Genomic DNA, 11,186 nt, shown 5'->3' with positions numbered 1-11,186 from the left:
AGTGGTCGCAAGACCCGATAATAGGCCGGACATATGAGCGCAAGCGATCCGAGCATGCTGCCCGAGCCAATCCTTGCCGAGCCGCTTTGCGTCTCGGCCATCCGGCTTCGATCCCTCGCGCAAGCACTGTGGAGTTCCTCGCCGGGGGCACTCGGGAAAGGGGCCCGCCGTCATGAAGTATGCCGGCGATCGCTATCACTGCCCCGTTCCCGGGTGCCACTGTTAACCGGTCTCGTCGCTGCACTCGGACCCGCGTGCCCCTTCGGGTCGCTATGCTCACGCTCTCCGGGTGCCATTGTCCGCTGAGGCGATGCGCCACTGGCGCACGCCTGGTCAGGGCCTGCGGCCCTGGGCACCTCAAGGCCAAAAGCCATGAAGAAGCGGACGGAAGGCTGGCCGCATCGCAGATTTCGCATTCTCTCGCTTAGGCGCTGAGAGTAAGAGTTTCGCGCGGTTTTGCCGTGACGGGTTACGGGCTGCGAGAGAGGCTTGCGGCGCCCGTCGCGGAGACCCGCGATGTCCAGACATTCTCCTCGAGCGCGCGCCGGTGAGGACCGGGCAAACCTTTATGACGAAATCACCAACAAGATTATCGGTGAACTTGAGGCCGGCCGAGCGCCATGGGTGCAACCTTGGGGCGCGGTGAAGCCGTCCTTGGCCATTCCGAAAAGCGCCGCGACCGGCCGTCAATACAGCGGCATCAACGTTCTGATCCTCTGGGGGGCTGCCACCGAGCGCGCGTTCACAGGTCAGAGCTGGCTTACCTTCCGCCAGGCGCTATCGCTCGGTGGTCACGTCCGCAAGGGCGAGCGCGGGACTACTGTTGTCTATGCCGATCGCTTTGTACCGGTCGACGAAAGGCAGCGCGCGAGCGAAACGGGCGACGAAGCGCAGGCCATCCCATTCCTGAAGCGGTTCACGCTGTTCAACACTGATCAGTGCGACGACCTGCCCTCGGAGATCGCAATGACGGCGCCGCCCCCGCCGCCAGGCCTGATCGAGCCGCGGGTCGAAAAGCTCATCAAGGCGACCGGCATCAACTTCCGCATCGGCGGCAACCGCGCCTTCTATGCGCCGGCAGAAGACTATGTCCAGGTACCTCCGCCACAGGCCTATTTTGAGCCGATCAACTGGCATCGAACCGCCTTGCATGAGCTGGCGCATGCCAGCGGCCATCAGTCGCGTCTCAACCGCGACTTGTCAGGTGGTTACGGTACCAAGAAGTATGCTTTTGAGGAGTTGATTGCGGAGATATCGGCTGCGTTTAGTTGCGCGTCGCTCGGTATCGTACCGACGGTGCGACATGCCGACTATATCGGCTCCTGGCTCGAGGTACTGCGCGAGGACAATCGCGCGATTGTGCGAGCTGCCTCACAAGCCAGCAAGGTTGCGGATTATCTGCTTGGCTTTCTGCTGGAGTCCGTTGTTGACGTGACGACCGAGAGAGCGGAGCAGGAGGCAGCGTGAGGATCTCGCCAGTCGCTTCGGAAACGAGAGTAAGAGGGGAGATGCAGTTTTCGCGACGGGTTGGAGGCCGAGAGAGAGGCTCCCGGCCGCCCGTCGTGGAGAATTCGACATGACGAAGGCTGTCCAAAAGATCACCCTGTCGCCCTCGCGGGACATTCCATTCAACAAGCTGGTGCTCAGCCAATCCAACGTCCGGCGCGTGAAAGCGGGCGTCTCGATCGCGCAGCTCGCCGAAAGCATCGCGCAGCGTACGCTCCTGCAAAGTCTCAACGTGCGGGCGGTCGTGGACGCGGAAGGCAATGAGACCGGCATGTTTGAGGTGCCGGCGGGCGGCCGGCGCTATCGCGCACTGGAACTACTCGTCAAGCAGAAGCGCATGGCAAAGACGCAGCCCGTTCCGTGCGTGGTGCGTGAGGGCGGCATCGCAGAAGACGATTCACTTGCCGAGAACGATGAGCGGGTAGGTCTTCATCCGCTTGACCAGTTCCGAGCCTTCCAAACTCTTAGTGGCGCCGGCATGTCCGAGGAGGATATCGCGGCTCGGCACTTCGTGACACCGGCCGTCGTGAAGCAACGCCTCCGGCTGGCGTCCGTGTCGCCAAAGCTGCTCGACGTCTATGCCGAAGACGGCATGACCCTCGAGCAGCTCATGGCGTTTTCTGTCACCGGGGATCAGGCTCGGCAGGAACAGGTCTGGGAGAATGTCAGCCGCTCGGGCTACGATGAACCCTATCAAATCCGGCGGATGGTGACGGAAAATACCGTGCGGGCGTCCGATCGCCGCGTGCAGTTCATTGGGCTCGATACTTATGAGCGCGCCGGTGGCGGCGTCTTGCGAGATCTGTTCGAACACGATGATGGCGGCTGGGTTCAGGATGTCGCCTCGCTCGATCGTCTTGTAACCGAGAAGCTCAAAGCCGAGGCCGAGACGATCGCCGCCGAGGGATGGAAATGGATCTCAGTCGCCGTTGACTTCCCCTACGGCCACACGACACGCCTGCGCGAGCTGGAAGGCCAACCTGTCGATCTCACCTCTGAGGAGCAGGCCACCATCGACGCTCTCAGCGCGGAGCAGGCGAAGCTCGAAACCGAATATCAGGACGCGGATGAGCTGCCCGAAGAGATCGACCAGCGTCTCGGTGCGATCGAGGCGGCGCTGCTGGCGCTCGAAGGCCGGCCAAAGACTTACGATCCGGCGGAGATTGCCCGGGCCGGCGTTTTCGTCAGCATCGATTCCGAAGGGCGGCTTTGCGTCGATCGAGGCTATGTCAGGCCGGAAGACGAGGCACCTGCGACCGGTCTCGATGTCGAGCGGGGCACCGATGCGTCGCCGACTGAAGGGCCGGAATCTTGTGGCTCCGCACCGCGCACAGCGATCTCGGTCGCCGGCGTAACGAGCGAACCGGAGGAAGATGATGAAGATGCGGCAAGGCCATTGCCGGATCGGCTCATCATCGAGCTGACGGCGCACCGTACGCTGGCAATGCGGGATGCGCTGGCGGGAAATCCTGCGATCGCGTTCCAGGCGGTGCTGCACAACTTCGTGCTGACGGCCTTTTACCGATTTGCTTCGTCCGGGAGCTGTCTGGAGATCGGGCTGCGCACGCCGACGTTTCCCGCTCAAGCTCCGGGGCTGAGAGAAAGCGTCCCGGCTAAGGCTGTCGAGGTGCGGCATGAGGCCTGGAAGGCACGGTTGCCGAAGAGCGAGACCGAGCTCTGGGATGCGCTGACGGCTCTCGATGGTGGTGCACAGGCATTGTTGTTCGCCCACTGTGCGTCCTTTGCGGTCAACGCCGTCTATGAGCCGGCCAATCGTTACAATCAGGGTCGCGTCTCAGCCCACGGCGTCCGCACGCGTCTCGACCAGGCCGACGTGCTGGCGCGCGCTGCCGGACTCGACATGTTGCAGGCTGGCTGGAGACCGACTGTCGACAACTATCTCGGCCGAGTCACTAAGCCTCGCATTCTAGAGGCGGTGCGGGAAGCCAAGGGCGAGTCGTCGGCGCAACTGATCGACCATCTGAAGAAGGCCGACATGGCCAAGGAGGCCGAGCGTCTCCTTGATGGCTCGGGCTGGTTGCCGGAGCCGCTGCGTCTCGTCGATTCCAGCCCGTCCTCGGTGGAGCAGGAAGGTGAAGCGGGCCCGCTGCCAGAATTCCTCGCTGACGAGGAGGATCCCGAGAACGGCAGCGACGAGGATCGGCAACAGCTCGATGCGGCCGAGTGACAGCATAACGGGTGGCTCCGGCTGTCCTGCGCTTGCTGGGGGACCGGTGCACAGCGCCGGTCCCCATTCTTATGGCCGAGGCTGAGAGGGAGAGTCTGGCCGGGAAGGGTTTGAATCGCCGTGGTCTTGAGGAGAGCGCCGGGCGGTTCGACCCGTTCCTGCTCTCCGAAAGAAATCCCCATGACCGAATCTCTCGCCGGCGGCGTTGCCGCTGCGCCGCTCTCGATGCGTGCCGCTGCAACTATCACTTCCGCTACGGTCAGAGCTGCGCGACAGCTCTTGACCGATCTCGAACGCGGCCGGCGCATCGATGCCGCGGTCCTGCGTGGCGCCATGGAGGCGGCCTTTGGCGCCTCGGACGCGGCCGGTGCCTGGAATTGGAAGACCGCCTATGACGCCTGCGAGGCGGCAACCGTTCTATTCCTTCGCAAGTTCGGTCCGGCCATGCGGACCAAGGCGGGTTCGACGGCCGCGATGCTGCCGATGCTCGCGAAAATCGCGAGTTGCCTGCCGACCCATACGCGGCGCTCCGAGGACAGCCAGGCGCTTCAACAATTCTCGACGCCGATCCCGCTGGGACTGGCCGCATGTACCGCAGCCGCGATTACGCCCGCCGACTGCGTTCTCGAGCCCTCTGCGGGGACAGGCTTGCTCGCCATTCTCGCCGAACTCGCAGGCGGCGCTCTGGTGCTGAACGAGTTAGCCGAGCCACGCGCAGCGTTGCTCGATCATCTGTTCTCGAACGGTAAGGTCACGCGGTTCGATGCCGCCCAGATCAATGATCACCTCGATGCTGGTGTTGTGCCGAGCGTCGTGTTGATGAACCCGCCGTTCTCGGCGCTGGCGAACGTTGATCGACGAATAGCGGACGCGGCGCTTCGGCACATCGCTTCGGCCTTGGCGCGCCTTTGCGACGGTGGGCGTCTGGTCGCCATTACCGGTGCAAGCTTCGGGCCGGACAATCCGACATGGCGAGATGCCTTCGTTCGCCTTCAGGAACGCGGGCGTGTTGTTTTCTCTGCCGCGGTCGACGGAGCCGTTTACGCGAAACACGGAACTCAAACCGACACAAGGCTGCTTGTGATCGACAAGCAGCCCGCAGCGGACCCGAATGTCTTGCCGGCCTCGCTCGGCATGGCGGGCGATGTCGCTACCTTGCTCGACTGGGTGACCCAGAATGTGCCTCCGAGGTTGCCTGTTGCCGCCCCTGTCGTGATCGATGTCGGCAGACACCTCGTGAAGTCACGATCCCTCGGCGCTTCACCGCCACGCCTATCCTCTACTTCGGGCGTCGCCGCGCCAGAAGGCGTAGAACTCGCATACGAAATGGTCGAATGGTCACCGCCGGAAGGCGCCCGGCTCACTGATGCGCTTTATGAGGAATACGGATTACAATCGATCCGCATTGCGGACGCGCAGGCGCATCCGACCAAACTCGAGCAGTCGGCTGCAATGGCATCCGTCGCGCCGCCAAGACCTTCCTATCGGCCGCATCTGCCAGCCAGTCTCGTGGCGGATGGCATCCTTTCGAACGCCCAGCTTGAGAGCGTCATCTACGCCGGTGAAGCGCATTCCGAATTTCTCGCGGGCTCCTGGACGGTCGATGCGACTTTTGACGTCGTGGTAGCCGCCCGCGACGACGCGACAAATGCCGTCCGCTTTCGCCGCGGCTGGTTTTTGGGCGATGGAACGGGCGCGGGAAAGGGGCGGCAGGTCGCCGGGATCCTGCTCGACAACTGGCTCAAGGGCCGCCGTCGGGCAGTCTGGATCAGCAAGTCCGACAAGCTGATCGAGGACGCGCAGCGCGACTGGTCCGCGCTCGGCATGGAGCGGCTGCTGGTGACGCCGCTATCGCGTTTCCGCCAGGGCACGCCGATCAGGCTCTCGCAAGGCATCCTATTTACGACCTACGCTACGCTACGGACCGATGAGCGCGGCGAAAAGCTTTCGCGCGTGCGGCAGATCCTCGAATGGTTGGGCTCGGACTTCGACGGAGTGATCGTCTTTGACGAGAGCCACGCCATGCAGAACGCGGTCGGGGGCAAGGGCGAGCGCGGCGACCAGGCGGCGTCTCAGCAGGGGCGCGCGGGCCTGCGGCTCCAGCACGCCTTGCCGAACGCTCGCGTCGTCTATGTGTCGGCAACCGGCGCTACCACGGTGCACAACCTTGCTTATGCACAGCGGCTGGGATTGTGGGGCGGTGATGACTTCCCGTTCGCCACCCGGGCCGAATTCGTCGAGGCTATTGAGGAGGGCGGGATCGCGGCGATGGAGGTGTTGGCGCGCGACCTCAAGGCGCTCGGTCTCTACGCCGCCCGCTCACTGTCCTACGAAGGCGTCGCGTACGAGCTCGTCGAGCATCAACTTTCGCCCGAGCAGGTTCGCATCTACGACGCCTACGCCGAAGCGTTCAGCATCATCCATAACAATCTCGATGCGGCGATGCGAGCCGCCAACATCACCGGCGAAACCGGAACGCTGAACGGGCAGGCCAAATCCGCAGCGAGATCGGCCTTCGAAAGCGCCAAGCAGCGGTTCTTCGGCCATCTCCTGACTTCGATGAAGACGCCGTCGTTGGTCCGCTCGATCGAGCGCGACCTTGAGGCTGGCCACGCCGCTGTCATCCAGATCGTCTCGACGGGAGAGGCGTTGATGGAACGCAGGCTCGCGGAGATCCCGACAGAGGAGTGGGGCGACGTCCGGGTCGACATTACTCCGCGCGAGTACGTGCTTGACTATCTCGCCCATTCCTTCCCGGTCCAGCTCTATGAACCGTTCACAGATTCGGAGGGCAACCTCTGCTCGCGGCCTGTTTATCGTGACGGCCAACCGATCGAGAGCCGGGAGGCGGTCGCCCGCCGCGACCGTCTGATCGAGAAGCTCGCCTCGCTCCCGCCCGTGCCTGGCGCGCTGGACCAGGTCGTGCAGCGCTTCGGCACCGACATGGTCGCCGAAGTGACCGGCCGCTCGCGCCGCATCGTTCGCAACGGCGACCGGCTGGCGGTCGAAAATAGGGCAGGTTCGGCCAATCTTGCGGAGACCTCGGCGTTCATGGATGACGCCAAGCGTATCCTTGTGTTCTCCGACGCAGGCGGCACCGGTAGGAGCTACCATGCCGAACTGTCGGCTCGGAATCGTCGCTTGCGGGTCCACTATCTGCTGGAGCCCGGCTGGAAGGCCGATGCCGCGATCCAGGGCCTCGGTCGTACGAACCGGACCAACCAGGCGCAGCCGCCGCTGTTTCGTCCCATCGCGACCGACGTGAAGGCCGAGAAGCGCTTTCTCAGCACCATCGCCCGCCGGCTCGATACGTTGGGAGCCATCACGCGCGGCCAGCGCCAGACCGGAGGGCAGGGCCTGTTCCGGCCTGAGGACAACCTTGAGAGCCAGTACGGCCGTGACGCGTTGCGTCAACTCTACACGCTGCTGGTGCGGGGCAAGGTCGACGGCTGCTCGCTCGAGAGATTCGAGGATTCGACCGGCCTGAAGCTGACCGATACCAACGGTCTCAGAGATGATCTGCCGCCGATCACAACCTTCCTGAACAGGCTATTGGCGCTCACCATCGAGCTACAGAATATCCTGTTCACCGTCTTCGAGCAGCTATTGACCGCTCGGATCGAGGGCGCAGTTGCATCAGGTACCTATGACGTCGGACTGGAAACGCTTCGTGCGGAAAGCTTTGTCGTCACGGACCGGAGGACGATTTATGCGCATCCGGGCACTGGCGCCGAGACCCGGCTTCTCACGATTACCCAGCGCTTGCGCAACCATCCTGTGGGGCTGGATGACGCTCTCGCTCGTCTTTCCGATCATCATGCCGTCCTGCTGATCAATGAGCGCTCGGGACGATCCGCCGTCCAGGTGCCGGCGGCGAGCTTCATGCTCGACGACGGCGAGGTCGAACGGCGCGTCCGCCTGATCCGGCCGATGGATCAGCACAGCTTCTCACTCAACATGATGGCGGAAAGCCATTGGGCCGAAGCGGATCGCGAGCTATTTGCAGCAGCCTGGCTGGCGGAGCTCGCAGAGGTCCCCGAGTTCACGGAAAGCACGATCCACGTCGTGGCGGGCTTGCTGCTGCCCATCTGGAAGCGGCTGCCGAACGAGTCGACCCGGGTCTATCGGCTGCAGACCGATGCGGGCGAGCGGATCATCGGCCGCAAGGTCTCGGCTACCTGGGTCGCGAACGTCCTCGCGGCAGACGCGCCAGAGTTGACCCCGGATGCCGCCTTTGTCGCGCTGATGGAGGGACGGACAGTCCTCGACCTTGCCGAGGATCTCCAGCTTCGCCGTGTTCGGGTGATGGGCGCATACCGCATCGAACTGTCTGGGTTCAACGACACGATGCGCGATCGACTCCGGGCTTACGGCCTCTTTGGGGAGATCATCTCTTATAGGCTGCGCATGTTCGTGCCCACGGATGCGAGCGGCGTTGAGATCCTGTCGAAGGTGCTCGACGTCTATCCCGTCGCGCGCATCAGTGAGCGGGAGGCCGCGTGATGTCTCACGATGCCTCCGAGCTGGCTCGGGGTCTCGCACGCGAGGCCGAGGCGGTGTGCCGATACTATCTTTCCAATGGCAAGCGGGCGGGTCGATATTGGGTGGTCGGCGACGTCCACAACACGCCGGGCCGCTCGATGTTCGTGCGGCTCCAGGAATCACGGAAGGGACCCGCCGGCAAGTGGACCGATGCTGCGACTGGAGAACATGGTGACCTCCTCGACATCATCCGCGAAAGCCTGGGTTTGCGCGGCTTCCGTGAGGTGGCGAAGGAGGCGAGGCGCTTTCTCAAGCTACCTCGTACCGAACCGGAATCCGCATCGAAACCCGAACGATCAGCGGTGCCAACCGGATCGCAACAAGCTGCCCGTCGACTCTTTGCTGTATCTGGTCCGATCGAGGGGACGGTCGTTGAAGCGTATCTGCAGCGCCGGGGAATTGCCCGCATCCATCATGGTGGCAGCCTACGCTTCCACCCACGCTGCTACTATCGGCCGAGCGATAATCTGCCGACTGAATCCTGGCCGGCGATGATAGCCCCCGTCACCGACCTCGATGGACGGATCACCGGCGTGCACCGCACCTGGCTCGATCCGGACGGCTTTGATCGCGTACGGCTCGGCAAGGCTCCAATCGACACACCACGACGGGCGATGGGTGACCTGCTCGGCAACGCCGTTCGGTTCGGCGCGGTGGACGACGTGCTCGCTGCCGGCGAGGGGATCGAAACCATGCTTTCGCTGCGCTACGTGCTGCCGACAATGCCGATGGCGGCTGCACTTTCAGCCAACCATCTCTCAGCCATGTTGCTCCCATCAGGCCTGCGCCGCCTCTACATCGCCCGCGATGCCGACGCCGCCGGAGATGCGGTTCAGGCCGTTCTGACTCAGCGTGCAACAGACGCCGGCATTGAAGCGATCTCGCTGTTGCCCCGGTTGGGCGACTTCAACGAAGACCTTCACGTTTTCGGTCTCGAGGTCCTCCGAGCAGCCTTACGCATTCAGCTCGTACCGGAAGATGTCGCCCGTTTCCTGCATGCGTCAACGGTGGCCGCGGAATAAGCCGCTGTCGTTCGATCGATCGTGAAATGTCGGTCATAGGCGAGGCCAATGCCGGAAGAGGACGCGACCACGGCCTTCTAGAGGGCGATCGGACGTCGAGCGGCCCGGGCCGGCAATGGCTGCGGCCGGCTATTTTCCGCCGCGCGCCGGCGATGCGAACACACATCATAAGTCTGGCCAGCGCGCTTTGCATCGCGAAGCAAAATAGCCGGCCTCCGCCATCCTCCGCTGTCGCTTCGGCCCTACCGGGTTCTGGCCCGTTCCGCCCGCCGTCTGAGTGATCGCCACGAAGGCCGCGATGGGCGCGGCCGATCCGAAGGACCTCTTCCCATGACCGACCATGACGACATCGAACCGGCGCATGCCTCGTCTCCAACCGACCACGTCCTCACCGAACTACAGCTCTTCGGCTATCGTCCCTTCGACGACCTGCCCGATCCACGGCCGCTTCCGGAGGGCAAGGTGATCGCCGTCGCCGTCGCCGATATCTTCGACGCCCTGGTTGCTACACTGGGCGACACGCGGCTAGAACCGGACCTTGACGAGTTGCTCTGGTCGACCGTCAACCTGTTCCATCGTGCCGTCGACCGCATTGAACGCCAGCTCGACGACAACGAACAGGCGCAGCAGAAGAGCCAGCGCGAGCAGAATGGATCGGAGGTGCGGTCGGTCGAACTCGAACGCCTGACGACCGAAGGCATCACACTCATCGAGCGCCGCAATTGCCTGGAACTCTTCCGAGACCAAGCCATCGAGCGCTTCGAGGTCCACACCGGCTCGTCCTGGCGCCCTCGATCTGGATCACTGATCAACCACCGCACGCTGACCGCTGCGATGATCGACTCCCGCGACTTTATCGCCGCCAAGCGCCGTTCCGAGACCGAAATCATGTTGCCGCCGGGGCCGAAGATCGCACTCACTGGTGGGCTCGACTACAATGACCACCATCTCATCTGGGATCGCCTCGACAAGGTTCATGCCAAGCATCCCGACATGGTGCTGCTGCATGGCGGCTCGCCCAAGGGCGCCGAACTCATCGCCTCCAAATGGGCGACTAACCGCAAAGTCCCTCAAATCGCCTTCAAGCCCGATTGGACAAAACACGCCAAGGCAGCCCCGTTCAAGCGTAACGACGCCATGCTCGAGCTTCTGCCGATCGGCGTCATGCACTTCCCAGGCACTGGAATTCAGGACAACCTCGCCGACAAGGCGAGGCGGCTCAGCATTCCCGTCTGGAAGTTCGGCGGCGCATGAGCGCCGCCTTTCTCGTCTCGTGGACGATCAAGGTGGAGTTGCACGCCGCAACTCCGCCTCGTTTCGACAGTACGTCCAAAGCGCGCCGCGGTGGTGGTGGAAGGCGCGACTGGTACATCTTTGCACATGGAGCCACCACCATGCTTGCCCTTGGGCTTATCCTCAACGCGCTCGGAATTGGTTTGTTCTGCTGGCTGATCTTCATGTTGGCCGTGTATGCCTTACCGTTTTTCGTCGCACTGAGTATCGGGATGATGGCGTTTCACAGCGGCGCTGGCGTCGTCGGCGCGCTGCTTGTCGGAATAGCCTCTGGCGCGCTCACGCTTGCCGTCGCTCAGGTCGCTGTCGCCTTCAGTCGATCTTTCATCTTGCGCATCGCGATCGCAACTTCGTTCGCTGTTCCCGCCGCCATTGCCGGCTATCATGTCATTTTCGCCATGTCGCAGATCGGCGCGCTTTCGCTGGTTTGGCGCGAGATCTTGGCTTGCCTGGGCGCGGTTTGCATCGGCGGCACGGCGTGGACGCGCTTGACCGTGTTTGCGGAGACCCGCCCGTTCGAGCCGGCTGGGTCTGTGGATAATCGGTCACAACCAATTCTCTCGGCCGCCACGCGCGAGGGATGATCCCTGGTCATCTTCGTCGTCAAGAAGGTTCGCTTAGATCGGCGCGTTGAA

The 11,186-nt window shown here is 63.3% G+C and carries 6 protein-coding genes; all 6 read left to right on the top strand.

Annotated elements, in window-relative coordinates; translation table 11 throughout:
- Positions 1–516 precede the first annotated feature (516 nt).
- The 6 genes from AC0L3X_RS45355 to AC0L3X_RS45330 all read left to right on the top strand — a co-directional run bounded on the left by AC0L3X_RS45355 (position 517) and on the right by AC0L3X_RS45330 (position 11,135).
- A complete protein-coding gene (locus tag AC0L3X_RS45355) occupies positions 517–1,467 on the top strand; it encodes an ArdC family protein (RefSeq protein WP_473317512.1) in 951 nt (316 codons plus the stop codon).
- Between the two features lie 109 nt (positions 1,468–1,576).
- Positions 1,577–3,694, top strand: coding sequence for a ParB/RepB/Spo0J family partition protein (locus AC0L3X_RS45350; protein ID WP_473317511.1), 2,118 nt, complete (start codon positions 1,577–1,579; stop codon positions 3,692–3,694).
- Positions 3,695–3,874: 180 nt separating this feature from the next.
- Positions 3,875–8,197 carry a strawberry notch-like NTP hydrolase domain-containing protein gene (locus AC0L3X_RS45345; RefSeq protein ID WP_473317510.1) on the top strand — a complete coding sequence of 1,441 codons (4,323 nt, stop codon included), beginning with the start codon at positions 3,875–3,877 and terminating at the stop codon, positions 8,195–8,197.
- Positions 8,197–9,258 (top strand): DUF7146 domain-containing protein, encoded by a 1,062-nt coding sequence (locus AC0L3X_RS45340; RefSeq protein ID WP_473317509.1) that lies wholly within the window; start codon positions 8,197–8,199, stop codon positions 9,256–9,258. The genes AC0L3X_RS45345 and AC0L3X_RS45340 overlap by 1 nt, the downstream gene beginning before the upstream one ends.
- A 330-nt stretch (positions 9,259–9,588) precedes the next feature.
- Complete coding sequence (locus AC0L3X_RS45335) at positions 9,589–10,512, top strand: DUF2493 domain-containing protein (RefSeq protein WP_473317508.1); 924 nt, start codon at positions 9,589–9,591, stop codon at positions 10,510–10,512.
- Positions 10,509–11,135 carry a hypothetical protein gene (locus AC0L3X_RS45330; protein ID WP_473317507.1) on the top strand — a complete coding sequence of 209 codons (627 nt, stop codon included), beginning with the start codon at positions 10,509–10,511 and terminating at the stop codon, positions 11,133–11,135. The genes AC0L3X_RS45335 and AC0L3X_RS45330 overlap by 4 nt, the downstream gene beginning before the upstream one ends.
- Positions 11,136–11,186: the final 51 nt, after the last annotated feature.

Source organism: Bradyrhizobium sp. MI1.7 (assembly GCF_055811795.1).
Note: the sequence above shows the minus strand (reverse complement) of the source record. Positions and strands in the feature narration are given on the sequence as shown.

What these genes read in the sequence shown, in the direction of transcription:
- AC0L3X_RS45355 (WP_473317512.1), top strand. Translation starts at nt 517, where the DNA reads ATGTCCAGACATTCTCCTCGAGCGCGCGCCGGTGAGGACCGGGCAAAC.
- AC0L3X_RS45350 (WP_473317511.1), top strand. Translation starts at nt 1,577, where the DNA reads ATGACGAAGGCTGTCCAAAAGATCACCCTGTCGCCCTCGCGGGACATT.
- AC0L3X_RS45345 (WP_473317510.1), top strand. Translation starts at nt 3,875, where the DNA reads ATGACCGAATCTCTCGCCGGCGGCGTTGCCGCTGCGCCGCTCTCGATG.
- AC0L3X_RS45340 (WP_473317509.1), top strand. Translation starts at nt 8,197, where the DNA reads ATGTCTCACGATGCCTCCGAGCTGGCTCGGGGTCTCGCACGCGAGGCC.
- AC0L3X_RS45335 (WP_473317508.1), top strand. Translation starts at nt 9,589, where the DNA reads ATGACCGACCATGACGACATCGAACCGGCGCATGCCTCGTCTCCAACC.
- AC0L3X_RS45330 (WP_473317507.1), top strand. Translation starts at nt 10,509, where the DNA reads ATGAGCGCCGCCTTTCTCGTCTCGTGGACGATCAAGGTGGAGTTGCAC.